This window comes from Rhodopseudomonas faecalis, from assembly GCF_003217325.1.
Taxonomy (GTDB): Bacteria; Pseudomonadota; Alphaproteobacteria; order Rhizobiales; family Xanthobacteraceae; genus Rhodopseudomonas; species Rhodopseudomonas faecalis.
This window is the reverse complement of record NZ_QJTI01000022.1, coordinates 38,058-61,602: the sequence shown is the minus strand read 5'-3', so window position 1 is coordinate 61,602 and position 23,545 is coordinate 38,058. Positions and strand designations below refer to the sequence as shown.

The 23,545-nt window shown below is 65.4% G+C and carries 21 protein-coding genes, 1 pseudogene and 1 riboswitch; of the genes and pseudogenes, 8 read left to right on the top strand and 14 right to left on the bottom strand.

Translation table 11 applies throughout. The annotated features are described in order from the left end of the window. Positions 1-6: 6 nt before the first annotated feature. Positions 7-1,935, bottom strand: coding sequence for a TonB-dependent receptor plug domain-containing protein (locus BJ122_RS15430; protein ID WP_110782109.1), 1,929 nt, complete (start codon positions 1,933-1,935; stop codon positions 7-9). Between the two features lie 109 nt (positions 1,936-2,044). Next, a riboswitch (cobalamin riboswitch) is annotated at positions 2,045-2,256 on the bottom strand. 209 nt (positions 2,257-2,465) lie between these two features. Between BJ122_RS15430 and BJ122_RS15425 the strand changes: the two genes are divergently transcribed. From BJ122_RS15425 to BJ122_RS15410, 4 genes are all read left to right on the top strand, one after another. Continuing rightward, a complete protein-coding gene (locus BJ122_RS15425) occupies positions 2,466-3,440 on the top strand; it encodes a FecCD family ABC transporter permease (protein WP_110782125.1) in 975 nt (324 codons plus the stop codon). Then, positions 3,437-4,216 carry an ABC transporter ATP-binding protein gene (locus tag BJ122_RS15420; RefSeq protein WP_110782108.1) on the top strand — a complete coding sequence of 260 codons (780 nt, stop codon included), beginning with the start codon at positions 3,437-3,439 and terminating at the stop codon, positions 4,214-4,216. The genes BJ122_RS15425 and BJ122_RS15420 overlap by 4 nt, the downstream gene beginning before the upstream one ends. Continuing rightward, positions 4,213-5,055, top strand: coding sequence for an ABC transporter substrate-binding protein (locus tag BJ122_RS15415; protein ID WP_110782107.1), 843 nt, complete (start codon positions 4,213-4,215; stop codon positions 5,053-5,055). Before BJ122_RS15420 ends, BJ122_RS15415 begins: the two co-directional genes overlap by 4 nt. A 107-nt stretch (positions 5,056-5,162) precedes the next feature. After that, positions 5,163-6,383, top strand: coding sequence for an MFS transporter (locus BJ122_RS15410; RefSeq protein ID WP_110782106.1), 1,221 nt, complete (start codon positions 5,163-5,165; stop codon positions 6,381-6,383). A gap of 167 nt (positions 6,384-6,550) precedes the next feature. Here BJ122_RS15410 and BJ122_RS15405 read toward each other — a convergent pair whose 3' ends face one another. The 11 genes from BJ122_RS15405 to BJ122_RS15360 form a co-directional block, all read right to left on the bottom strand. Further along, a complete protein-coding gene (locus BJ122_RS15405; protein WP_110782105.1) occupies positions 6,551-7,594 on the bottom strand; it encodes an amino acid ABC transporter substrate-binding protein in 1,044 nt (347 codons plus the stop codon). Between the two features lie 48 nt (positions 7,595-7,642). After that, positions 7,643-8,236, bottom strand: coding sequence for a L,D-transpeptidase (locus BJ122_RS15400; RefSeq protein ID WP_110782104.1), 594 nt, complete (start codon positions 8,234-8,236; stop codon positions 7,643-7,645). 233 nt (positions 8,237-8,469) lie between these two features. Beyond that, positions 8,470-8,601, bottom strand: coding sequence for a DUF2474 domain-containing protein (locus BJ122_RS15395; protein ID WP_110782103.1), 132 nt, complete (start codon positions 8,599-8,601; stop codon positions 8,470-8,472). Then, positions 8,598-9,608 carry a cytochrome d ubiquinol oxidase subunit II gene (gene cydB / locus BJ122_RS15390; protein ID WP_110782102.1) on the bottom strand — a complete coding sequence of 337 codons (1,011 nt, stop codon included), beginning with the start codon at positions 9,606-9,608 and terminating at the stop codon, positions 8,598-8,600. The genes BJ122_RS15395 and cydB overlap by 4 nt, the downstream gene beginning before the upstream one ends. A 2-nt stretch (positions 9,609-9,610) precedes the next feature. Further along, positions 9,611-11,017: a cytochrome ubiquinol oxidase subunit I gene (locus tag BJ122_RS15385; protein ID WP_110782101.1), complete on the bottom strand. Its 1,407-nt coding sequence runs from the start codon at positions 11,015-11,017 to the stop codon at positions 9,611-9,613. A 406-nt stretch (positions 11,018-11,423) separates the two neighbouring features. Then, a complete protein-coding gene (locus BJ122_RS19045; RefSeq protein ID WP_146031352.1) occupies positions 11,424-11,618 on the bottom strand; it encodes a hypothetical protein in 195 nt (64 codons plus the stop codon). Positions 11,619-11,796: 178 nt separating this feature from the next. Further along, entirely contained in the window at positions 11,797-12,408 is a 612-nt protein-coding gene (locus BJ122_RS15380) for a sigma-70 family RNA polymerase sigma factor (protein WP_110782100.1), read from the bottom strand. Positions 12,409-12,603: 195 nt separating this feature from the next. Beyond that, positions 12,604-13,320, bottom strand: coding sequence for a response regulator (locus BJ122_RS15375; protein WP_103011777.1), 717 nt, complete (start codon positions 13,318-13,320; stop codon positions 12,604-12,606). Next, positions 13,317-15,065 (bottom strand): ATP-binding response regulator, encoded by a 1,749-nt coding sequence (locus BJ122_RS15370; RefSeq protein WP_110782099.1) that lies wholly within the window; start codon positions 15,063-15,065, stop codon positions 13,317-13,319. The genes BJ122_RS15375 and BJ122_RS15370 overlap by 4 nt, the downstream gene beginning before the upstream one ends. Next, entirely contained in the window at positions 15,035-17,113 is a 2,079-nt protein-coding gene (locus tag BJ122_RS15365) for a sensor histidine kinase (protein ID WP_110782098.1), read from the bottom strand. The genes BJ122_RS15370 and BJ122_RS15365 overlap by 31 nt, the downstream gene beginning before the upstream one ends. Positions 17,114-17,438: 325 nt before the next feature. After that, the gene (locus tag BJ122_RS15360; RefSeq protein ID WP_110782097.1) at positions 17,439-17,675 is read right to left on the bottom strand and encodes a hypothetical protein; all 237 of its coding nucleotides are present in this window, start codon (positions 17,673-17,675) and stop codon (positions 17,439-17,441) included. A 139-nt stretch (positions 17,676-17,814) separates the two neighbouring features. Between BJ122_RS15360 and BJ122_RS15355 the strand changes: the two are divergent. From BJ122_RS15355 to BJ122_RS15345, 3 genes and pseudogenes are all read left to right on the top strand, one after another. Next, positions 17,815-18,066, top strand: a pseudogene (locus BJ122_RS15355) (pirin-like C-terminal cupin domain-containing protein); the annotation flags it as partial. A 67-nt stretch (positions 18,067-18,133) separates the two neighbouring features. After that, entirely contained in the window at positions 18,134-19,051 is a 918-nt protein-coding gene (locus tag BJ122_RS15350; RefSeq protein ID WP_110782096.1) for a phosphoribosylaminoimidazolesuccinocarboxamide synthase, read from the top strand. Between the two features lie 57 nt (positions 19,052-19,108). After that, a complete protein-coding gene (locus BJ122_RS15345) occupies positions 19,109-19,918 on the top strand; it encodes a crotonase/enoyl-CoA hydratase family protein (protein ID WP_110782095.1) in 810 nt (269 codons plus the stop codon). A gap of 155 nt (positions 19,919-20,073) precedes the next feature. Here the strand turns inward: BJ122_RS15345 and proB are convergent, their stop codons facing one another. Beyond that, positions 20,074-21,207: a glutamate 5-kinase gene (gene proB / locus BJ122_RS15340; RefSeq protein ID WP_110782094.1), complete on the bottom strand. Its 1,134-nt coding sequence runs from the start codon at positions 21,205-21,207 to the stop codon at positions 20,074-20,076. A 160-nt stretch (positions 21,208-21,367) separates the two neighbouring features. Beyond that, a complete protein-coding gene (gene obgE, locus BJ122_RS15335) occupies positions 21,368-22,414 on the bottom strand; it encodes a GTPase ObgE (RefSeq protein ID WP_103011771.1) in 1,047 nt (348 codons plus the stop codon). A 214-nt stretch (positions 22,415-22,628) separates the two neighbouring features. On the opposite strand from obgE, the gene BJ122_RS15330 reads away from it, so the two are divergent. After that, the gene (locus tag BJ122_RS15330) at positions 22,629-23,543 is read left to right on the top strand and encodes a DMT family transporter (RefSeq protein WP_110782093.1); all 915 of its coding nucleotides are present in this window, start codon (positions 22,629-22,631) and stop codon (positions 23,541-23,543) included. The last annotated feature ends 2 nt before the right edge of the window (positions 23,544-23,545 follow it).

Here is a 23,545-nt window from a genome sequence, read left to right as displayed (position 1 = left end):
AAGCCGCTATTGCGTGGCCACCCGGATCCCGCCGAAGACGCCGATGCCGGTCCTCAAATAGCCGTTCGGGTTCTCGTAGTGTTTGTTAAAGAGGTTGTCGACGCGGCCGAAAATGGTCGTGTTTGCGGTCGCTTTGTACTCGGTGGCGAGATTGACGACGGTGTAACCGGACGTCCACACCTTTGCGAAGGTGATCCGGTCGTTGTCATACCACTCGCTAACGGACAGCACCGTGCCGGAAACCTGCCATTGTTCCGTCGGCGTCCACATCGCCGTAACGCTGCCCTTGTGCTTCGGGCGGCGTCGGAGCTGCTCGCCGGTCTGCGCGTCGTTGGCCTCGGTGTAGGTGTAGTCTCCACGCAGGCTGAACTGCGGCGCGATCGTCCAGGCCGCGAATGCTTCGACGCCCTCCGTCGTCGCCTGGTTGACGTTCAAGTAGGACGAATACGGACCAAAGCTGGTGAATTGAATGAGGTTGGTGATGTCGTTGTGGAAGTATGTCGCGCCGAACCGGAAGCGATCTCCGGCGAGGGGTTGCTCGAAGCCCGCATCCCAGCCCTTGCTTTCTTCCGGCTTCAGGTTGGGGTTGCCCACCGTGATCCAACCGAACATATCGTAGCTTCCGTAGAGCTGGTCGAGGCTGGGAGCCTTGAAGCCCGTGCCATAGCTGGCCTTCAGCTTTGTCTCGGTGCCGGGCACCAGTATCGCCGGCGCGATTCTGTAGGTGTCGTGTCCACCGAACGCATCATTGTCGTCGTGACGGACGTTGCTGACCACGAAGAACCGCTCGGCGAACTGCGATTGCAGTTCGGCATAAACACCCTTGTTGCCGTTGCTGACGTCGATCCGGCCGCCCGGCGTATAGACGCTGTTGTTCTGATAGTAGTCCTTCTGATGGTCGGCGCCGAGCACCACGGTCTGGCCGGGAAGCGCTTGAATGACGCTGCGCCAGTCGTATTTGACGCGCTGGCCGTCATAGACCGACAGTCCGGAACTGGTCGTGGTCGGCCGGGAGAGGTTGGTGTAGTTCATTCCGAAATAGTTCTTGACGCGTCCATCAAATGCCGACCAGACGGCCTCGCCGCGCGTCAGAACTTGGCGGGGCGTGTTGGTTTCTTGGGTCGTAAACGACGAGCTGGGATAGCGGAAATCGGCGTTAGTGAAGCGTCCGACCCAATTCACGCTGAAGTTCTCGTTGAAATCGTAGCCCAACCGCGCCGAAATAGTCTTGTTATCGTAGAAGCTCTTGGTCTGTTGCGTGCTCGGCGTGACGAGCCGATCCGGTACGTTCGGAACTGAGGTCGCGCGGTAATGAACAATGTTGAAGGCGTAGTTGATCTTGTCCGACGACCCGCTGAAGCCGGCGGTCTGATTGAAGGTGCCGAATGATCCGCCTTCGGCCGACGCCGTCACCTTGACCGGGCCCGCCCCCTTCTTCGTGGTAACGGAGATCACGCCGCCGATGGAGTCCGAGCCATAGAGGCCGCTCTGCGGGCCGCGCAGTACTTCGATGCGAGCGATGTCGCCAGCCAGGAGCTGGGAAATGTCGGCCACGCCGCTCGGGTCCGATGGATCGCCGATGTCGATGCCATCGATGAGCACCTTGACGTGACGTGATTCTGTGCCGCGCATATAGACTTGCGCCGTGCCCCCCGGACCGCCGGTCTGGACGACGTTGAGGCCCGGCACCGTGGCAAGCACGTCGGTGACGGTCCGCCGCTGCTCGCGCTCGATGTCGGCCGCGGTGATCACAGTGACCGAACTCGCCACCTGGCTGAGCGGCGTCGCGGTGCCGGTCGGGCTCACCACGATGGTCGGCAGCGCTTCAGCCGGATCGGCCTTGGCTGGCGCGGTGATCAAGGCCAGCGCCGGCACCAGCACGCTGCTGGCAAGCAGCGCCCGCGACCACGGGGTGGAAGAACGATGGATAGTCATGAAGAACCTCGGTTCGACGTCTGTGGCACGTCACAGCGAACCGAGGGTTGGGTCGCGTCTGATAACGCCGAACCAACCGATGCCCGTAATCCCCGACCGGCATCCTCGCGTGTGACCACGATCGACGGCAGGTCTCCTGGCTCGCGGGTCGTTGACCTTCCGTCGCCTTCCCAGGCCCGAGTCGCCCAGTGGCATCAGACGAAAGACTCGCCGCTTACAGTTGCGGGGGCAGCTACGGCATTGGAACAGGCTCGATTGGAGCGTTCCGCACCGCATTCCCTTTTGATCCTCAGACGAGGAACCGTCTCGGCCATCTAGAAAACGTCCATTGTCAGTGTCAACCAACCTAAAGTTCGCGCCGGCATTTCCCCGGCAGTCGTTGCAGAATTGTCATTGCGGCTTGTGCCGATCTGCAGGGCCTGTATGAGCATCGGGCCGAATCATCGGGGATGTGAGTGACAACGAATCAGCAGCCGGATCAGCCGATCGGCTTCGCCGCCCGGAGCCGCCGGGCCGGCACGGTGCTGGCCATGACGGTTTTGGTCGTGCTCCTGACGCTGGCGTCGCTGGGCGTCGGCGCGGTCGAGCTGTCGCCGCTGGCGGTGATCGATGCGCTGCTCGGCCGCGGCGGCGAGATCGAGCAGGTGATCGTGCAGGACATCCGCCTGCCGCGCGCCATTCTGGCGGTCGCGGTCGGCGCGATCCTCGGCCTGTCCGGCGCGGCGCTGCAGGGCCTGTTGCGCAATCCGCTGGCCTCACCCGAACTGTTCGGCGCGCCGCAAGCGGCGGCGTTCGGCGCGGTCTTGGTGATCGCGCTCGGCCTGGCCGACGTGCGCTCTTATGCGCTGCCGGTCGCGGCAATCATCGCCGCCTTCATCTCGGTGTTCGCGCTTTTGGCGGTCGCCGGCCGCAATGCCGGCATGCTGCTGTTGATCCTCGCCGGGCTCGCGGTGTCGAGCCTTGCCGGCGCCGCCACCGTGCTGGTGATGAATCTCGCCAGCAATCCCTATGTCGCACTCGAAATCGCGTTCTGGATGCTGGGCTCGCTCGAGGATCGCAGCTTCCGACATGTCATCCTGGCGCTGCCCTTCATCCTGGTCGGCGGCGCCATGCTGTTTGGCCGCCGCCATGCCTATCGCGCGCTCAGCCTTGGCGAAGAGACCGCGCAGAGCCTTGGCATCGATGTCGGCCGGCTGCGGCTATGGGTGATCGCCGGGGTCGCGCTCGGCGTCGGCGCCAGCGTCGCGGTCACCGGCAGCATCGGCTTTATCGGCCTGGTGGCGCCGCATCTGATGCGGCCGCTGGTCGGCCAGGACCCCGGGCGACTGTTGCTGCCGAGCGCGCTCGCCGGCGCCGGCCTGCTGCTCGCTGCCGATATCGCGGTGCGGCTGATCCCTTCCACCAGCGACATCAAGGTCGGGGTGCTGACCTCGCTGATCGGCGTGCCGTTCTTCCTGTATCTGATCATTCGCAAGCGCCGCGCGCTGAGCGGAGGCGCCGCATGAGCGCGCCGTTCCTGCAGGCCCAGCAACTCGCCGTCCGGCTGTCCGGGCGGGCGGTGCTGAACAACGTGGCGCTGGCGCTGCCGGCGCGCCATCTGGTGGCGATGGTCGGGCCGAACGGCGCCGGCAAATCGACCTTGCTGCGCGCGCTGGCCGGCTTGGTGCCGGTGCACGGCGAGATCACGATCGGCGGCGAACGGCTGGCGGCGCTGTCGCTACGCGAACGCGCGCGGCGCTTTGCCTATCTGCCGCAGGGCGATACCGCGCATTGGTCGCTGCCGGCGCGCGATATCGTGGCGCTCGGCCGCTATCCGCATGGCACCGTCGATCCGGAGCGGCTGACCGCCACCGATCGCGAGGCGGTGGCGCAGGCGATGCAGGCCACCGACGTCACCGCCTTTGCCGACCGGCCGATCACGGAATTGTCGGGCGGCGAGCGCAGCCGGGTGGCGCTGGCGCGGGTGCTGGCGGTGCAGGCGCCGGTGCTGCTCGCCGACGAGCCGACCGCCTCGCTCGATGCCCGTCATCAGCTCGACGTGATGCGCTATCTGCGCAACGCCGCCGATGCCGGCACGCTGGTGATGGTGGTGACCCACGATCTCGGCCTGGCGGCGCGGTTTGCCGACAGCGTGCTGGTGCTGGCCGACGGACAATTGGTGGCGCAAGGCGCGCCGGCCGAAGCGCTCAGCGACGCGGTGCTGTCAAAGGTGTTCCGCGTCAATGCCTATCGCGCCGGTCATCAAGGCGAGCCGGTGATCGTGCCCTGGGAGGCGGCGTGAGCGCCGCGGCGCTGCGCGTGCTGGCGCTGCTCGGCGCGCTGTTGGCCGCGGGCGCGGCGCCGGCAGCGGAGCGGCCGTCGGTCGCCTCCACCAATGTCTGCACCGATCAGATGGTGATGACGCTCAGTGATGCCGCGCAGATCAAGGGGCTCAGCCCCTATTCGCGGGATCCCTCGCAATCCTGGCTCGCGGCCGAGGCGCGGCGCTTCAAGCGGCTGTCGGGCGGCGCCGAGGATCTGATGATGCTGCGCCCGGACCTGGTGGTGTCCGGCAGCTATGATAAGCGCGCCACCCGCGAAATGCTGCAACAGCAGGGCGTGAAGGTGGTGACCTTCAACGTCATGCCGGACTCGCTCGATGAGGTGAAACAGCAGATCCGCAAGATGGCGGCGCTGCTTGGCCATCCGGACCGTGCCGAGCTTGAAGTGGCGCGGCTCGACGCGGCGATCGCGCGGGCACGGGCCGCGGTGGCGCCGCGATCGCTGCGGGTGCTGCCGCTGTGGCGGCGCGGCTGGGTGTCGGGGCAGGGCAGCCTGATCAGCCTGTTGTTTGCCGAGGTCGGCCTCATCAATGCCGCCAGCGATCTTGGCGTGGCTTCGGGCGGCTATGCCTCGCTGGAAGCGATCGTGAAATCCAAGCCCGATCTGATCCTGGTCGCCGACGGCGCCGACTACGCCGAGGACGAGGGCACCGCGCTGCTGTTGCATCCGGCGTTGCAGCGCTTTTATCCGGCTACGAAACGGATCGTTATTCCCGAGCAGCTGACTGTGTGCGGCGGTGTGATGCTGGCCGATGCGCTCGATCTGCTGGTCGCGGAATTGACGCGGATTGCGCGCTAGCAACGTACATGGCGGCGCGTCGCGGCGTCGGTTGCAGGGGCTGCTGTGCCGCCGCATAGTGCCGGCGGCGTGCCGGCACGGACAGGCCGAGGCTAGAGACGAGCCCGATGGTAGACGCAGTAGCGATCGATAACACAGACGGTGATGCGCGGGCGCGCAGCAATGTCTGGCGGCTGGCGGCCGCGCAAGCGCTGACCGGCGCCAATGCCGCGGTGATCTTCGCGACCGGCGCGATCGTCGGCGCCACGCTGGCACCCAATGCCGCGCTCGCCACCCTGCCGCTGTCGATCTATGTGGTCGGCCTCGCGCTGGCGACACTGCCGACCGGCGCGATCGCGCGCCGCTATGGCCGCCGCGTCGCGTTCATGATCGGTGCCGGCTGCGGCGCGCTGTGCGGCGTCGCCGCGTGCCTCGCGATTCTGTACGGCTCGTTCGCGCTGTTCTGCTTTAGCACGCTGCTTGGCGGCATCTATGGCGCGGTGGCGCAGTCCTATCGCTTTGCCGCGGCCGATGGCGCCAGCGTGTCTTATCGGCCGCGCGCGATCGCCTGGGTGATGGCGGGCGGGGTGTTCGCCGGCGTGCTCGGTCCGCAGCTCGTGCAATGGACCATGGAGATCTGGCCGCCGTTTCTGTTCGCGTTCTCATTCGCGGTGCAGGCGCTCGTGGCGCTGATCGCGATGGCGGTGCTGGCCGGTGTCGATGCGCCGCCGCCGCCGCCCGCCGAACGCAGCGGCGGCCGGCCGCTGCGCGTGGTGGCGCGCCAGCCGCGTTTTGTGGTCGCGGTGATCTGCGGTGTGGTGTCGTATTCGATCATGAATCTGATGATGACCTCGGCGCCGCTCGCCATGCAGATGTGCGGGCTGTCGATCAGCGATTCCAACCACGGCATCCAGTGGCACATCGTGGCGATGTATGGCGCGAGCTTTTTCACCGGGCCGCTGATCGCGCGTTTTGGCGCGCTGCCGGTCGCCGCCATCGGGCTGGTGCTGGAAGCGGTCGCGGCTCTGATCGACCTGACCGGCACCAGCGCGCTGCATTTCTGGTCCGGGCTGATCGTGCTCGGCATCGGCTGGAATTTCGGCTTTGTCGGCGCCTCGGCGATGGTGCTGGAAACCCACACCGAACAGGAACGCACCAAGGTGCAGTCGTTCAACGATTTCCTGGTGTTCGGCACCATGGCGTTCGGCTCGCTGATCTCCGGCACGCTGCTCACCAGCTATGGCTGGACCGTGGTCAACATCGTGGCGTTCCCGCCGATCCTGCTGGCGCTGGTGGTGCTGATCTGGCTTGAGCGCCGCCGCCGCGCCAGCACGCCGGGCGCATCTTGAGCGGGGATCATACAAGCGTCCTCACTTGAGGGGCGTCGTGCCCGCGCCTCTCGCGGGCATGACGTGTCAGCTTAGTATCAGCCGCAAAAAGGCATTGCTGATGTGATCGAGATTCCGGGTTCGCGCTGCGCGCGCCCCGGAATGACGTAGTATTGTGGGGCAGCAGCTTACCGGATCGGCGGGGCGTATTGGATGCCGCCGGCGTTCCAGAGCTGGTTGATGCCGCGCGGAATGCCGAGCTTGGATTCGCTGCCGACATTGCGCTCATAGATTTCGCCGTAATTGCCGACATGGCGGATGATGCGCGCCGCCCAATCGCGCGGCAGGCCGAGCTGCTCGCCGTAATTGCTCTCGGTGCCGACCAGCCGCATCACGTCCGGCTTGGTCGATTTCAGCGCCTGATCGATGTTCTTGGAGGTGATGCCGAGTTCCTCGGCATTGATCATCGCATACATGGTCCACTTGACGATCATCATCCAATCATCGTCGCGCTGCCGCACCACCGGCGCCAGCGGCTCCTTGGAGATCAGATCGGGCAGAATGACGTGATCGGCCGGCTTGCCGAGGTTGAGGCGCAGCGCATAGAGCTGCGAGACATCGGCGCTGATCGCGTTGCAGCGGCCGTTTTGATAGGCCTGCACCACCTCGTCGAGCTTCGGCTCCTTCACCTCTTCGTATTTCAGATTATTGCTGCGGAAGAAGTCCGCGACGTGCATCTTGGTGGTGGTGCCGTCCTGCACGCACACTTTGCTGCCGTCGAGATCGAGCGCGGAGTCGATATTGCGCGACGCCGGGATCATGAAGCCGGCGCCGTCATAGTAAGCGACCGCCGGGAAATACAGGTCGTAGTTGGTTTCGCGCGCCATGCTCCAGGTCGAGTTGCGCGACAGAATATCGACCTTGCGACTCTGCAATTCCTTGAAACGATCATTGGCGTCGAGCGCCACGAACGTCACCTTGCGCGGATCGTCAAAGATCGCGGCGGCGACCGCGCGGCAGAAATCGACGTCAAAGCCGGTCCAATTGCCCTTCTCGTCGGGGATCGAGAAGCCCGGCAGCCCGGTGTTGACGCCGCACAGCACCGCGTCGCGGCGGATGGTGCGTTTCAGCGTCTTGGTGTCATAGCGCTCATACGTGATCGCGGCGGCGGCGATCGCGGTGGCGACCGCAAGCCCGATCGCAAGGCCGGTCCGAAAGGTCCGCTTCAACATGGCTGATCTTTCACAAATATCGGGAAGGATTTTCGGGGCGGGGAGCGGCTACAGCTCGGGCCGTTGCCGCACCACCACCTTGGTGCCGACCGGCACGCGATCGTAGAGATCGGTGACGTCGGCATTGACCAGCCGGAAGCAGCCCGACGACACCGCGGTGCCGATCGTGTCCGGACGGTTGGTGCCGTGGATGCGGTAGATGGTGGCGCCGAGATAGAGCGCGCGCGCGCCGAGCGGGTTGCCCGGACCGCCGGCCATGAAGCGCGGCAGATAGGGCTGACGCTCGATCATTTCGGCTGGCGGCACCCAGTCCGGCCACTCCGCCTTGCGCGAGATGCGCAGCAGTCCCTGCCACTGAAAGCCTTCGCGGCCGACGCCGATGCCATAGCGCAGCGCGCGGCCATTGCCTTGCACCAGATAGAGATAGCGCTCCGCGGTCTGCACGATGATGGTGCCGGGCGGCTCATTGGTGCGGAAGAACACCATCTGCCGGCGCCACTGTGACGGCAGCGCATAGCTGTCGTCGGCGATCAGACCGGGTTCGTCGCCGGGGTCATATTGTTGTGCGAGGCCGAGAGTGGGGGACAGCAGCAGGCCGAGGGCAGTGAGGCTGGCCGCCAGCAACGATCGAAAGCCGGTCATGCGAAGTCTCTCAAAAAAATCATTTCCCGAGGCGAGCGGCGCAGCGCCGTCGGCCTCGCTACCAAATCGGTCGTTATCAAATCCCAGGGCGGCAGTGATGACAAGGCGGCTGGCGGTGGCGACTCAAGCTTTTTCGGTTCTGATCGAATCCAAACAGAAGCGCTAACTTGATGTTCTGGCGCGTGTTCTTGACGGAATCCGGCATTGACTTCGCTCAACAACGCGATGTCGATTTACCGGCCACCGATCCAGAACCGCAACAGTAGCGACAGCAGCACCACGGCGCCGACGCCGGCGCCCCACAGCGCCACGAACCAGATGAGTTGCCGTGTGAAACGCGGCGATGGCGGCTGCGGCGCGCTCAATGATAGCCCGCCTCAGGATCGACCTTGCCGCGAAACACCCAATAGGCCCAGGCGGTGTAGGCCAGGATGATCGGCACCAGGATCGCGACGCCGACCAGCATGAACAGCTGGCTGTTTTCCGGCGCGGCGGCCTGCCAGATGGTGATGCTCCGCGGCACGATATAGGGCCAGATCGAAATGCCGAGCCCGGCAAAGGCCAGCGCGAACAGCGTCAGCGACAGGAAAAACGGCTGATAATCCCGGCGATTGGCGAGCGCGCGCAGCAGCAGCGCGGTGACGCCGGCGACCGCGGCCGGCACCAGCGCGGTGAACAGGATGTGCGGCCAGGCCAGCCAGCGATAGGCGTATTCGATGTTGAGGAACGGCGTGGCCGCCGACACCGCGGTGATCGCCGCCAGCATCGCCAGCAGCAGCCACCAGCTCAGCCGATAGGCGCGCTCGCGCAGCTCGCCGGTGGTTTTCATCACCAGCCAGGTGGCGCCGAGCAGGCTATAGCCGATCACCAGCGCGACGCCGGTCAGCACGCTGAACGGCGTCAGCCAATCCCACCAGCCGCCGGCATAGGCGCGGCCTTCGACCTGCACGCCTTGCAGGATCGCACCGAGCGCGACGCCCTGCGCCAGCGTCGCCAGCAGCGATCCGCCGGCAAAAGCGACATCCCAGCGGTTGCGCTCGCGCCTGGTGCGCCAGCGGAATTCAAAGGCGACACCGCGAAACACCAGGCCGAGCAGCATGGCGATGATTGGCGTGTACAGCGCCGGCATCAGCACCGCATAGGCCAGCGGAAACGCCGCAAACAGCCCGCCGCCGCCGAGCACCAGCCAGGTCTCGTTGCCGTCCCACACCGGCGCCACCGAATTCATGATGACGTTGCGATCGGCCTTGTTCGGAAACAGCGGAAACAACATGCCGAGCCCGAGGTCAAAGCCGTCCATCACCACATAGACAAACACCGCAAAGGCGATCACGAACGCCCAGAGCGTGGCGATATCGACATCAAGACCCATGGCTAACCGAGCCTCCTGCTGGCGATCGCGGGGGCGGGCGTGATGCCGGCGGCGCGCTCCGGCAAATCGCCGCGCGGTCCCTGCTCGCCATGATGCGGCGGCTCGGCCATCAGCCGCAGGATGTACACCGTGCCGGCGATGAACACCGCGAAATAGACGATGATGAAGGCGATCAGCGATGACCCGACCGCAGGCGCCGCTAACGGTGATACCGAGTCGGCGGTGCGCAGCAGCCCGAACACGGTGAACGGCTGCCGCCCGGTTTCGGTGGTGATCCAGCCGGCCAGCACCGCGACAAAGCCGGCCGGTCCCATCAAGATGGCAGAGCGATGCAGCCAGCGCGCCGAGAACAATTGTCCGCGCCAGCGCAGCCACAGGCTGGCGAGCCCGAGCGCCAGCATCAGCATGCCGATCGTCACCATGACGCGGAACGACCAAAAGACGATCGGCACCGGCGGCCAGTTTTCACGCGGCACGGTGTCGAGCCCGGCGAGCGGCGCATCAAGGTCGTGCTTCAAGATCAGCGACGACAATTTCGGAATCTGCAGCGCGTAGCGCACCACCGCGGCGTCCTGATCGGGCAGGCCGAACAGGATCAGCGGCGCGCCGTCCGGATGGCTCTGGAAGTGGCCTTCCATCGCCATCACCTTGGCCGGCTGGTGCTCGAGCGTATTCAGGCCATGGGCATCGCCGGCAATGATCTGCAGCGGCGCCACCAGCGCGATCATCCACATCGCCATCGAGAACATCACCCGCGGTCCGGTGCGTAGCTGATCGCGCAGCAGGTGATAGGCGCCGACCGCGCCGACCACCAGCGCCGTGGTCAGATAGGCCGCCAGCACCATATGCAGCAGCCGATATGGGAATGATGGATTGAAGATCAGCGCCCACCAATCGGTGGCGACGAACTGGCCGGCGTCATTGACGGCAAAGCCAGCCGGAGTGTGCATCCAGGAATTGGCCGACAGAATCCAGAACGCCGACATCAGCGTGCCGATCGCTACCATCAAGGTGGCGAAGAAGTGCAGTTTGGGGCCGACCCGGTTGAGGCCGAACAGCATCACCCCGAGAAAGCCGGCTTCCAGAAAAAACGCCGTCAGCACCTCATAGGCCATCAGCGGTCCGAGCACCGGCCCGGTCTTGTCGGAGAACACCGACCAGTTGGTGCCGAACTGGTAGGACATCACGATGCCGGACACGACGCCCATGCCGAACGCGATCGCAAAAATCTTCAGCCAGTAATTGAACAGGTTGATATAGACCTCGCGCCCCGTCGCGAGCCACATCGCTTCCAGCACCGCGAGGTAACTGGCGAGACCGATTGAGAATGCCGGGAAGATGATGTGGAACGACACCGTGAATGCGAATTGCACTCGGGCCAGGATCAGGGCGTCAAAAGCCTCGAACATGCCGCTCACTCGCCTTCCAGCGTTCCAGCATCACGCGGGCGAGCTTAGCGGCTTGTGGTGCGGCGCACCGACACATCCGCGTGTGTGCGACAAGGTGGCCCAGCGCGCGAATGTGATGCGCGGCATTGGTTTCCAGCATTGACCCGTCATGCCCGCGCTTGTCGCGGGCATCCACGTTTTGAAAGCGCTGCAAGAACAAAGACGTGGATGGCCGGGACGAGCCCGGCCATGACGTGCGGAGTGGTTGGTATCAATCGCCGTTGGTATTAGCGCGGCGATGGAACTCACACCCCAGACGAGCCACGACCCGGCCGGGGGCATCCGACCGGGTCGCTGGAGGTGACGAAACGATGGTTAAGGAGACAATACGCTTCGTCGACAATGAATTCGTTGCAGGCGGCGCAGGCTAGCGGACATCACCCTCAAAGCTGAGCACGCACACTTCGGTCGGGCTCTTGGTGCTGCAATCGACCACTTGGCTGCGAATTTGTGTTGATCCGAGTTCCGGGCTGCGCGGACCCAAATTCTGAGAGGAAAGTGTCGCCAGCGTGGCAACGGCTCCCAGCGGAATGATGAAGAAGCGGAACGGCGGTTTCGGCATGTTGCTCACTCCTTCTCTCGATTGGCCTGCGTTGGCTTCGTTTGATCACGGCACCATCGATAGCAAACAAATCTTTCCAGGCGATGTTGCCGATCGTTTCAATTGTTTCGTCAGTCTGCGACTTTCGTTACCAGGTTGAGCTTACCAAATCGCGCGGTCGTGCCGCGCGACCTTAAGGTCAGGCGGCGAGGCTCTCGATGCCGCGGCTCTTGAGCAGCTCGGCGAGCTGCTTGCGGGCGTAGAACATCCTTGTCTTCACCGTGCTCGGCGGAATGCCGATGATCCGACCGGCTTCCTCGACCGACTTTTCCAGGTAGTAAACCAGCGTGATGATCTCGCGGTGCGCATCGGACAGCTGCGCGATGCAGGCGCGCAGAATGTCGCTGGTACGGCTGCGATCGAGCAACATTTCCGGCGTGTCGGCGCCGTCGGCGATCTCGCGCACATCGTCCTGCTCGAGGTCTTCGTACTGGCGCTGGCGCAGCGCGGTCAGCGCCTTGAAGCGCGCGATCGACAACAGCCAGGTCGACACCTGGGAGCGGCCCTGAAACTGCGCGGCGGTGCGCCAGACATCCAGAAACACCTGGCTGACCAGGTCCTCGGCGGTCACGGAGTCGCGCACCATGCGCAGGATGAAGCGGTACACGCGAACATGGTGGCGGGCATACAGCGTATGCATGGCGGCGCGGTCGCCCGCGGCGATGTTGTCCAACAACGCTTCGTCCGAGGTCGTCCGCGCGGCAATGATGCCTAACCGGCCTGCCTCGTTGAGGGCGATGACGTTCTGCATGACTGTCTCCCTTGACGACCGCCTGCGCGGTTCCTTAGGGGAGATTCCTAGTGAGACTAAGTTTCAGGTGGTCTGCGCCAGGCCCGCAAAATGGTTTCGTCGCGCAGGTCGATTGTTTCGTGGCGGCCGGGGCGACGACATATTCACGACCAAATATCGAGTGGAATCAATGCAGGTGCCGTGGGGCGAACGGATTCACGGCTGCTCGCCGGCAAACAGATAGCCGCCGCCGCGAATGGTGCGGATCACGGCCGGTTTGGCGGGGTTGGGCTCGATCTTGCGGCGGATGCGCATGATGCGCAGATCGACCGCGCGGTCGAAGGCTTCGGCGTCGCGGGCATTGGCCAGTTCCAGCAGCCGCTCGCGCGACAGCACCCGTTTCGGGTTGGCGGCAAACACTTTTAGCAGCCCGAATTCCGAAGCGGTCAGCGGGTGCTCGTTGCCATCGTCATCGCGCAGCGCCTGCGCTTCCAGATCGAGCCATTTGGTGCCGAACCGCACCAGCTGCTGCTTGGCGGGCTTAGGCTCAGCGGCAGCCTTCGGGCCGCTCCGGCGCAGCACCGAGCGAATCCGCGCGATCAGCTCGCGCAGCTCGCACGGTTTGGCGATGTAATCGTCGGCGCCGAGTTCCAGGCCGACCACTCGGTCGATCGGGCTGGCGGTGGCGGTCAGCATGATCACCGGCACGTCGCTGCGCGACTTCAGGTCGCGGATGATCGACAGCCCGTCCTCTTCCGGCATGTTGAGGTCGAGCACCACCAGGTCCGGCAGTTTTTGATCGATCGCGGCCCGCAGCGCCTTGCCGCCGTCGCACAGCGTCACGGCAAAACCGTGCATTTTCAGATAGTCGCCGACCATCTCCCGGGCCGGGGCCTCGTCATCGACGACAATGATGTGCGGGTTCTGGCTCATGCGAGATCGGGGAAATTCGGCAGCGTGACGGTGAAAGTGGCTCCTTCGCCCGGTCCGGAGCTGGCGGCCTGCACCTCGCCGCCATGCATGTCGACGATCTTCTTGACGATCGACAGGCCGAGCCCGGTCGAGCTCTCACCGGCGGTCGGCTTGGCGGACAGCCGTTGGAACCGGCCGAACAACCGGCCGATGTCTTCCGGCGACAGCCCGGCGCCCTGATCGGTGATGCTGATGCTGGTGGTCTCGTCGTCGCCGTCGACCAGCACCGTGATGTTGCCGCCGATCGGGCTGTATTTGATGGCATTCGACATCAGATTGTCGATCGCCTCGCGCATCCGGTCGGCGTCGCAGCCGACCACGCGCGCCAGCGGCGCCGAAATCTCGATCAGCTGCTGCTTGTTCTGCGCCAGCGGCCGGTTGGCCTCGGCGACCTCGGTGACCAGCGCGGCGATGTCGATCGGCTCGCGGCGGATGGTGATGTCGAAGGCGTCAGCCATCGCGTCCGAGATCAGATTATCGACCATCGACGTCAGGCGCCGGCTGGCGTCGCGGATGTGCTCGACCTGCAGATTGATGCTGTCCTTGGAGGCACCGGCGCCGATCAGCTCGGTCAGCATTTCGGTGCGGCCGAGGATCACGCCGAGCGGATTCTTCAGATCATGCGCGACCGTGCCGAGAATCTCGTTCTTGAAGCCATTGGCGCGCTGCAGCCGCAGCCATTGCGCCGACAGCCGGCGGTTGGCCTGCGACAGCGCCCGGGTGCGCTGCGCGACCCGCTCTTCGAGCTGGGCGTTGGCGTCCTGCAATTGCTGATACAGGATGACATTGTCGAACGCGATCGACAGCCGGCTGCCGAACAGCTCGACCAGCGAGCGGTCGGTTTCGGACAGCTGCCGCTCGGCCTGCAGCACCACCACCACTTCGCGGCCGCTGCCGGTCTCGATATAGAGCACGGTGCGGTTCTCGCCATATTCGTTCTTGCGGCGCTGGAACGCCGCTTCGACGATCTGGCGCAGCTCCTGATCAAGTTCTTCCGGGCTGAAATTACCGATCAACTGCCGGTAGCAGCCCGAGCCTGCCAGCACCGCGAAATCATGGCTGACGTCGCGCCCGTCGCGCAGCACCAAAATGCCGGCGCAATCGACATTGAGCAGCGAGGCGATCTGGGTCAGCACGCCCTCGGCCAGCCGCTGCATCGAGCGGAAATCGTACATCGTCGAGGCGGCGTCGATGATGATTTCCAGGCCGCGCCTGGTTTCCAGCATCCGTTCGAGCTGCTGATAGCTGCGCAGCGCCGCGGTCAGCGAGGTGAACAGCTTGTCGGCGGTCAGCTCGGTCTTGGCCTTGTAGTCGTTGATGTCGTAATCGACGATCACCCGCCGTTCCGGCGCCTGGCCGGGCTGGCCGGTGCGCAGGATGATGCGCACGGTCTCGTTGCGCAGTTCGTGGCGGATGAACTCGACCAGCTCAAGGCCGGCGTCATCGGTCTCCATGATGACATCGAGCAGGATCGCCGCGATGTCGGGATGGGCGCGCAGCAACTCGCGGCCTTCGGCGCCGGAATAGGCCGACAGGATCTCCAGGGTCTGGCCATTGAGATTGTAGTCGCTGAGCGCGAACCGCGTGCCTTCGTGAACGGCACAATCATCGTCGATCACCGCCACCTTCCACTTCCGCCCGATCGGCTCGTCGGAAGTCGCGGCGCTGTCTTCGATTAGCTGGAGGACATCGTCCTGGTCGGCCATGGAGCGTTTCCGTCGTTCGTTTGGTCGATCTGTTTCCCGTCTCCGGTCGCGGTACGCGGCATGATAATTCGAAAAGTTGTCCCTTGTCCCGGCCTGGATTCCAGCATCATCCGTCCGCCGAGCTGCTGGGTGACCAGATTGTAGACGATATGCAGGCCAAGCCCAGTACCGCCTTCGTTGCGTCTGGTGGTGAAGAACGGGTCGAAAGCCTGGCGCTGCACGTCCGGGGTCATCCCAACACCATTGTCGGCGAATACGATCTCGATCTCATCGGGGCCGCGCGGCCGGGCGCCGATGCTGATATTGCCGGCGCGGCCGCGCGGAAAAGCGTGGGTGGCGGCGTTCAGGAACAGATTTGTCAGAATCTGGCCATAGGCGCCCGGATAGCCATCGATCACCAGCCCCTCCGGCACTTCGACCGTCAGCGTGATCGGCGAGCGCTTGAGCACCGGGCGCAGGCTGGCGATGATCTGGCTGGTGGCCTCGCTCAAGGTGAACTGCCGGCGCTCGGCATGGGAGCGATCGACCGCTACCTGCTTGAATGACTGGATCAGTTCGGCGGCGCGCTGCAAATTGGCGACCAGCTGCTGCGAGGCGTCCTTGGCGCTGCCGACGAATTCTTCCAGTTTTGAGCGGCGCAGCGGGGTATTGCTGCGCAGCTCGCTGTCGAACGTGCCGGCCTTGCGCGCGAAGCTCGACGCCACGGTCAGGCTGATGCCGATCGGGTTGTTGACCTCATGGGCGACGCCGGCCACCAGGCCGCCGAGCGCGGCCAGCCGTTCGGCATCGATCAGGTTCTGCTGCGCGGCGTTCAGTTCGAGCAGCGCCGCTTCGGCGCGCTCCTTGGCGGCGCGCAGCTCATTTTCCGCCTTGCGCTTATCGATCGCGGTTTCGCGAAACACTTCGACCGCGCGCGCCATCGCGCCGATCTCGTCGCGGGCGTCGGTGCCGGTGACACGGTGATCATAGTCGCCGGTGGTGATGGCGCGCATCGCCCGCATCAATTGCTGCAGCGGCAGCCGGATCGACAGCGCGATCACCGCGCCGGCGATGATAATGATGCCGAGAAACGCCGCGGCGATCCACAGCACCTTATGCGAAATGCTGGCCAGCGTGCGGTCAAAGGTCTGCTGCGCCTTCTGCTCGTTCTGGCGCATCTTGGCCGACAGACTATCGATCGCGGCGATAATCGCGGCCTGGCTGGCGTCAATTGAGTGACGTAGCAGATCGGTGCGGCGCGCCAGTTGCTGCGACAAATTCTGAAACCCGGAGCGGAGCGCCGCGGCACGCGCTTGCAGCCGTTCCAGCGACATGCGCTGCAGGTCGTTATCGGCCAGGCCCTGCATTACCGGCACAGTGCGTTCGATCGCGTCGAGGTTCTCCCGGGCATCATCGGCGGCGGTCGGGGCGAGCGACAGGTAGTAGGCATTGGCCGCCACCAAGAGCGCGGTGAATGATTCTCGGGAGCGGCCGAGCGGCGGCCAGATCGCGGCCTCGCGCCGTCCGGTGGCGCCTTCGATCACCGAATAGAGCCCCAGCATCTCCTTGGCAGGGACCAGCACCTCGTTCTGATAGGTCTTGGTGATGGTGGTCTGCAGCGTGCGCAGATCGCCAAAGCCATTGAGGAACCGCTCGATCGCCTGCTGCAGCTCGGCCACGGAGCCGGACAGCATCGGGTCGGTGGCGGCGCGGGTGTTGAGCGTGCCGAGCACGGTCTCGCGCAGCAGCAGGATTTCGCCGAACAATTCCGGGCTCGGCTGATTGATGTAGCGGTGGATCAGATTCTGCAGCCGGCCGGTTTCGGTCTCGAGCCGGGTCAGGATCTTGTCGGAAGCCTGCACTTGGCGCAGATCGTCCCAGGCGGACCCAAGTACCTGCGCGCCGCTCCAGATCAGCGCCGCCAATGCGATCGCGACCGCGGAGTTCAGGGCGGCAATCGACAGGATGCGCCAGCGGATCGGCACTGCGCGGACCATGCCGACAATGCCGCTGCGGCTTGCCAAACCGGGATTTTCAACGGCCTCGGCGGGTGGCGTCACAGGTTCCACGGCCGCCCTTCCTGCATGCTGAGGCGACAGCGCAGCGGGGCCGGCAAGGGCGGCCCGCGGCGTGGCAACGGCAATGCTCGCAACGGCAATGCTCGATCCATCTGGCTCGTCGCTCAAGCGGACCAATGGTTCCGCAGTCTAGAGACGGGGGCGATTCTGATGGAAACAGAAACCTGGCGCCAGATTTTATTTTCCGGCGTCAAAGGGGCCGGCACGCGCACGCGGCGAACAGTGTCAGCAGCGGACAGAGTCACAAGGCACCGCGCCCGGCGGCGTTCGACGTGCGTTCGATGCGGCCGCGCGGGCCGCGGACTGGCTGCGGTGATCAGTCCAGCTCAGGACGGCCGGCGAGCCCGCAATAGCCGTGCTTCTCCACCGTCCCTGTGCCCTTGAGATGCGACAGATGGAAGCTGCGCCAGGCCATGCAGTCGGTTGCGATGCAGTGATACATCAGCTCGGAGTTCTGGAAACCGTCCGTCATGGTGTTGTGCAGGCGGTTGTTGTTGTCGATGCGCACCATCGGGCACCATTTGGTGCGCGCGGCGCTTTCGCTGATCAGCATCGTGGAACTCCAATCGGAACAGTGGCGATCATCCTACTGCTGCTCTGTTAAGCGGCGCTGAATGCCGCGCTGCGCGGTGCCGGCGATCGTGCTGCGGCCTGCAATCTGTCGTTGAGTGTCGTGCTGGCTTGAGCGCGCCGAGATCGCCGGCGCGCGCTTCACAGCGCCGCGGCTTCTGGTGTTTCGGCCCGGCGACCGCATCACCCGGCGCGCGCTGCAACCGAGCCGGGTGATGGTGCTCGGCGGCGACGCCCTGGAAGGGCCGCGCTACATCTGGTGGAATTTCGTGTCCTCAAGTAAAGAACGGATCGAACAGGCGAAGCAGGATTGGAAGACCGGCCGCTTCGCCACCGTCCCGGAGGAGCATGAGTTCATCCCACTGCCGGAATGAGCCCATGCGACGCCATCCGTCCTGATCGTCGGCGTGCGCGCCGGCGCGACTGTTTGAAAGCCCGGACATGACCACGATGCTGAGCAGCGATTTGCCCCTTCCCAAGATCGGGCGTGGCAAGGTGCGCGACATTTATGCCGTCGGCGACGACCGACTGCTGCTGGTCACCACCGATCGCATCAGCGCCTTCGACGTGGTGATGAACGAGACCATCCCGTTCAAGGGCGCGGTTCTGACCCAGCTCAGTGCCTGGTGGTTCCGCCAGCTCGAAGGCGTGGTGCCGCATCACATGATCAGCGCCGATATCGACGCCATTATCGCCGCCGTGCCGCAGCTGCGCGATCACCGCGCCCAGCTCAGCGGCCGCACCATGCTGTGCCAGCGCACCAAGGTGTTTCCGATCGAATGCGTGGTGCGCGGCTATCTGTCCGGATCGGCCTGGAAGGAATATTCGGCCAGCGGCACTTTGGCTGGCGAAGCGCTGCCGCAGGGCCTGCTGGAAAGCCAGAAGCTCGAGCCTGCGGTGTTCAGCCCGGCCACCAAGGCCGAGACCGGCCATGATGAGAACATCACCATCACGCGCATGGGCGAGATTATCGGCCAGGAAGACGCCTATACGCTCGAAAGCATGAGCCGCGCGGTCTACACCGCCGGCGAGGTGATCGCGCGCGAGCAGGGCATCATCATTGCCGACACCAAGTTTGAATTCGGCCGCGACGGCGAGGGCCGCATCATCCTGATCGATGAGGTGATGACCCCGGACAGCTCGCGGTTCTGGGCGAGCGATGTCTATCAGCCGGGCCGGCCGCAGCCGTCATTCGACAAGCAGCCGCTGCGCGACTATCTCGACGGCGAACGCCGCGCCGGGCGCTGGAACGGCGAAGCGCCGCCGCCGCCGCTGCCGGCCGAGGTGGTCGAGGCCACCAGCCTGCGTTATCGCGATGCCTATCGGCGTTTGACCGGGCTCGATCTCAAGATCGCCTAGCGGCTGCCTGCGCGGCGTCGCCGCGCCGCGCGGTCGCCAACCGGGAGTGATGCTGCCATGAACCAAGCCGAAACCGTGCTGATCGCGCGCGACGGGCCGGTGACGATCGTCTCGATCAATCGTCCGCATTGCCGCAATGCCGTCGATGGCGCGACCGCCAAGCGGCTCTTTGAGGCGTTTTTGGCATTCGAGGCCGATGACAGCTCGTTGGTGGCGGTGCTGACCGGGGCGGGCGGCCATTTTTGTGCCGGTGCCGATCTGAAAGCGGTGGCCGCGGGCGACCAAGACCGCAGCTATGACCTTGGCGGCCATGACACCATCGCGCCGATGGGGCCGACCCGGCTGCGGCTGTCGAAGCCCGTGATCGCAGCGGTGGAAGGTTTTGCGGTGGCTGGCGGCTTTGAGCTGGCGCTGTGGGCCGACATGCGCGTGGTCGCCGACAACGCCACTTTCGGGGTGTTCTGCCGCCGGTTCGGCGTGCCGCTGATCGATCTTGGCACCATCCGGCTGCCGCGGCTGATCGGCCAATCCCATGCCATGGACCTGATCCTGACCGGGCGCCCGGTCGGCGGCCAGGAGGCCTATCGGATCGGGCTCGCCAACCGCCTGGTGCAGCGCGGCCAGGCCGCGGCGCAGGCGATCATGCTGGCCAAGGAGATCGCCGCGTTCCCGCAGGCCTGTCTGCGCGCCGACCGGATGTCGGCGCTGCGGCAATGGGAGCTGCCTGAGGAAGACGCGATCGCCGCGGAAATGCGCGGCGGGCTGGCGGTGATCGAGAGCGGCGAAACGCAGGACGGCGCGGCGCGCTTTGTCGCCGGCGATGGCCGGCACGGCGCGTTCAGCGGGGATGAAGACACCGAGGACTGATACCCTCCGGTCCTCAGCAATGACCCGTCATGCCCGCGCTTGTCGCGGGTGTCCACGTCTGAAAGCGCCGCAAGATCAAAGACGTGGGCGGCCGGGACGAGCCCGGCCATGACGCGCAGAGACGGGCGTCAGCCGCGCTGCCGACCAGTTCAGCTTCAGGAGTTCGGAACGGCGCCGATCACCAGATCGTCGCGATGGATCATCTCGGCGCGGCCGCTGATGCCCAAAATGGACATCACGTCCGGCGAGGAATGGCCGATGATCTTTTCGGCGTCCTCGGCGTCATAGGCGACCAGGCCACGGCCGATTTCGTCGGTGTCGGGGCCGCGCACCACCACGGCGTCGCCGCGCGCGAACTGGCCCTCGACCCGCACCACCCCGGCCGGCAGCAAGCTCTTGCCGGCGCGCAAGGCGCACACCGCGCCGGCGTCGATGGTGAGCGTACCCTTCGGCTCCAGCGATCCCGCGATCCAGCGCTTGCGCGCGGTCACCGGGTTGGCCGGTGTCAGGAACCAGGTGCAGCGGCCGCCATCGGCGATGGTGCGCAGCGGATGGTCGATCTTGCCATTGGCGATCAGCATATGGGTGCCGGCGGTGGTGGCGATCTTGGCGGCCTCGATCTTGGTGCGCATGCCGCCGCGCGACAGCTCCGAGCCGGCCGCGCCGGCCATGCCTTCAATCTCCGCGGTCACGGCCTCGACCACCGGGATCAAGCTGGCGGTCGGGTCGTTGGCGGGTGGCGCCGTATAAAGACCGTCGATATCCGACAGCAGAACGAGCAGATCGGCGCTCGCCATGGTCGCGACCCGTGCCGCCAGCCGGTCATTGTCGCCATAGCGGATTTCTGCGGTGGCCACGGTGTCGTTCTCGTTGATCACCGGAATGGCGCGCCATTCCAGCAATTTGGCGATGGTGGAGCGGGCGTTCAGATAACGGCGGCGCTCCTCGGTGTCCTGCAGCGTCACCAGAATCTGACCGGCGTCGATCTCATAGGCGCTCAGCACTTCCGACCAGGTGCGCGCCAACGCGATCTGGCCGACCGCGGCGGCGGCCTGGCTTTCCTCGAGCTTGAGCGGGCCGCGCGGCAGTTTCAGACGGCTGCGGCCGAGCGCGATCGAACCGGACGACACCACCATCACGTCGCGGCCGCCGCGATGCAGCGCGGCGAGATCGGACGCCAACGCCGCCAGCCATCCCGCGCGCACCTCGCCAGCTTCTGAGTCGATCAGCAGCGAGGAGCCAACCTTGACCACGATGCGGCGAAAGTTTCTGAGTGAGGGAAGGGACATGGAACGGACTTTTGGGACGGACTTTGCGACGATGACGGCTCGGCCGGGCCGAGGCGGAAAAGGCGAGGGTCTGACGACCTTCGGAAACCTGGCGGCGCCGACGGGGTCGGAGCCGCCGCAATCTTGAAACGGCCGCGCAGCTGCGCGCGCTGGCAACGCGCTAGCCGATCGGCGCCCAGGGCTTGGCTTCCGCCGCGCTCTTGGCCTTGTCGGACACCGGCGCCTCGCCGATCACCTCGACCAGCGCGCGCAGTGCCTCGGTCACGCCCTGGCCGGTGACACCGGACACCAGCAGCGGGGTCTTCTTGGCGGCGCGCTTCAGCCGGTCCTTCTGCTTCTTCAGGTGCTCGGGATCGACCGCGTCGATCTTGTTGAGCGCCACGATCTCAACCTTGTCGGCCAGCGTCTCGGCATAGGCTTCGAGTTCGCCGCGCACCACCTTGTAGGCCTTGCCGGCGTGCTCGCAGCTGGCATCGACCAGATGCAGCAGCACCCGGCAGCGCTCGATATGGCCGAGGAAGCGGTCGCCGAGCCCGGCGCCTTCATGGGCGCCCTCGATCAGGCCGGGGATGTCAGCCAGCACGAATTCGCGGCCATCGACATTCACCACCCCGAGCTGCGGATGCAGCGTGGTGAACGGATAATCGGCGATCTTCGGCCGTGCCGCGCTGACCGCAGACAGGAACGTCGATTTGCCGGCATTGGGCAGACCGACCAGGCCGGCATCGGCGATCAGCTTGAGCCGCAGCCAGATCCAGCGTTCTTCGCCGACCTGCCCAGGATTGGCATGGCGCGGCGCGCGGTTGGTCGACGATTTGAAATGGGCGTTGCCGAAGCCGCCATTGCCGCCTTTGGCCAGCACGAAACGCTCGCCGACCGTGGTGAAGTCGTGGATCAGCGTTTCCTTGTCTTCATCGAAGATCTGGGTGCCGACCGGCACCTTCATCACGATGTCCTTGCCGCCGGCGCCGTGGCGGTCGCTACCCATGCCATTGCCGCCCTTTTGGGCCTTGAAATGCTGTTGGTAGCGGTAATCGATCAGCGTGTTCAGGCCGTCGGCGGCCTCGACGATCACGTCGCCGCCGCGCCCGCCATTGCCGCCATTGGGGCCGCCGAACTCGATGAACTTCTCGCGGCGGAACGCCACGCAGCCGTTCCCGCCGTCGCCGGAGCGAATATAGACCTTGGCTTCATCGAGGAATTTCATGGGCCATCCGTATCGCAGGGGGGTGGTCGCGGCAACCGATTCCTAGCGGCTGCCGGGCCGGGACGCGGCCGCGGCTTGCGGTCGCAGCACTGGCGCAGGGGGCCGCCCGGCCGGCCTGGGGGTTGCTCTGCCCGCCGCCTTCGGCTTTGTGGATCAGGTCCGGTGCCGGCGCCAATATTGGCACGCCGGCTGTAACGCAGCGCTGCGGGGCGAGATGGGCATTTTCGCAAAATTGTCGGGCGGCACCACGCCGAACAGTACGCGGCTGATCGGCATCGCCTTGATGCTGGCGGCGATGGGGCTGTTTGCGTTTGGCGATGCGCTCGGCAAGCTGGTGGTCGCCAGCTATTCGGTCGGGCAATTGCTGCTGCTGCGCGCCGCCGCCGGCTTGATCGTGTTGTCGCCGCTGATCTGGCGGCAGCGCGCTGCCTTCACCAGCCTGGAGCGGCCCTGGCTGCAGGCGGCGCGGATCGGGGTCGCGACCCTCGAAGTGGCCGCCTTTTTTCTGGCGACCCGTTATCTGCCGCTTGCCGACGTCATCACTTATTACTTGGCGTCGTCGCTGTTCGTCACGGTCGGCTCGGCGCTGTTTCTCGGCGAGCGGATCGGCCGGGCGCGGCTCATTGCCATTCTGGTCGGGTTTGGCGGCGTGGTGATCGCGCTGCAGCCCTCGGCGGAAACCGTGAGCTGGCCGGCTCTAATCGCGCTGGTGGCCAGCGTCGCCTTTGCCGCGCTGCTGCTGATCACCCGTTCGCTGCGCCAGACGCCCGACATGGTGCTGGCGTCGCAGCAATTTGTCGGCACTTTTGCGCTCGGTGCGGTGCTGGTGCCATCGGGCTGGACCACGCCGAGCGTGCCGGATCTCAGCCTGTTTGCGATTGCGGGGGCGGTGTCGGCGCTGGGGCTGTTGTGCGTCAACCGCTCGCTGCGGATCGCGCCGGCGAGCGTGGTGGTGCCGTTTCAATATTCGATGATCATCTGGGGCGTGGTGTTCGGCTATCTGATCTTTGGCGATTGGCCGACGCCGACCATGTGGGTGGGCATGAGTATCATCATCGCTGCCGGGCTTGCCATCATCGCCATCGAGCAGCGCGAGCGCCGCGCCGCAGGGGAAGCGGCGCAGCGCTGACG

What these genes read in the sequence shown, in the direction of transcription:
- BJ122_RS15430 (WP_110782109.1), bottom strand. Translation starts at nt 1,935, where the DNA reads ATGACTATCCATCGTTCTTCCACCCCGTGGTCGCGGGCGCTGCTTGCC.
- BJ122_RS15425 (WP_110782125.1), top strand. Translation starts at nt 2,466, where the DNA reads ATGACGGTTTTGGTCGTGCTCCTGACGCTGGCGTCGCTGGGCGTCGGC.
- BJ122_RS15420 (WP_110782108.1), top strand. Translation starts at nt 3,437, where the DNA reads ATGAGCGCGCCGTTCCTGCAGGCCCAGCAACTCGCCGTCCGGCTGTCC.
- BJ122_RS15410 (WP_110782106.1), top strand. Translation starts at nt 5,163, where the DNA reads ATGGTAGACGCAGTAGCGATCGATAACACAGACGGTGATGCGCGGGCG.
- BJ122_RS15405 (WP_110782105.1), bottom strand. Translation starts at nt 7,594, where the DNA reads ATGTTGAAGCGGACCTTTCGGACCGGCCTTGCGATCGGGCTTGCGGTC.
- BJ122_RS15400 (WP_110782104.1), bottom strand. Translation starts at nt 8,236, where the DNA reads ATGACCGGCTTTCGATCGTTGCTGGCGGCCAGCCTCACTGCCCTCGGC.
- cydB (WP_110782102.1), bottom strand. Translation starts at nt 9,608, where the DNA reads ATGGGTCTTGATGTCGATATCGCCACGCTCTGGGCGTTCGTGATCGCC.
- BJ122_RS15385 (WP_110782101.1), bottom strand. Translation starts at nt 11,017, where the DNA reads ATGTTCGAGGCTTTTGACGCCCTGATCCTGGCCCGAGTGCAATTCGCA.
- BJ122_RS19045 (WP_146031352.1), bottom strand. Translation starts at nt 11,618, where the DNA reads ATGCCGAAACCGCCGTTCCGCTTCTTCATCATTCCGCTGGGAGCCGTT.
- BJ122_RS15380 (WP_110782100.1), bottom strand. Translation starts at nt 12,408, where the DNA reads ATGCAGAACGTCATCGCCCTCAACGAGGCAGGCCGGTTAGGCATCATT.
- BJ122_RS15375 (WP_103011777.1), bottom strand. Translation starts at nt 13,320, where the DNA reads ATGAGCCAGAACCCGCACATCATTGTCGTCGATGACGAGGCCCCGGCC.
- BJ122_RS15370 (WP_110782099.1), bottom strand. Translation starts at nt 15,065, where the DNA reads ATGGCCGACCAGGACGATGTCCTCCAGCTAATCGAAGACAGCGCCGCG.
- BJ122_RS15360 (WP_110782097.1), bottom strand. Translation starts at nt 17,675, where the DNA reads ATGCTGATCAGCGAAAGCGCCGCGCGCACCAAATGGTGCCCGATGGTG.
- BJ122_RS15350 (WP_110782096.1), top strand. Translation starts at nt 18,134, where the DNA reads ATGACCACGATGCTGAGCAGCGATTTGCCCCTTCCCAAGATCGGGCGT.
- BJ122_RS15345 (WP_110782095.1), top strand. Translation starts at nt 19,109, where the DNA reads ATGAACCAAGCCGAAACCGTGCTGATCGCGCGCGACGGGCCGGTGACG.
- proB (WP_110782094.1), bottom strand. Translation starts at nt 21,207, where the DNA reads ATGTCCCTTCCCTCACTCAGAAACTTTCGCCGCATCGTGGTCAAGGTT.
- obgE (WP_103011771.1), bottom strand. Translation starts at nt 22,414, where the DNA reads ATGAAATTCCTCGATGAAGCCAAGGTCTATATTCGCTCCGGCGACGGC.
- BJ122_RS15330 (WP_110782093.1), top strand. Translation starts at nt 22,629, where the DNA reads ATGGGCATTTTCGCAAAATTGTCGGGCGGCACCACGCCGAACAGTACG.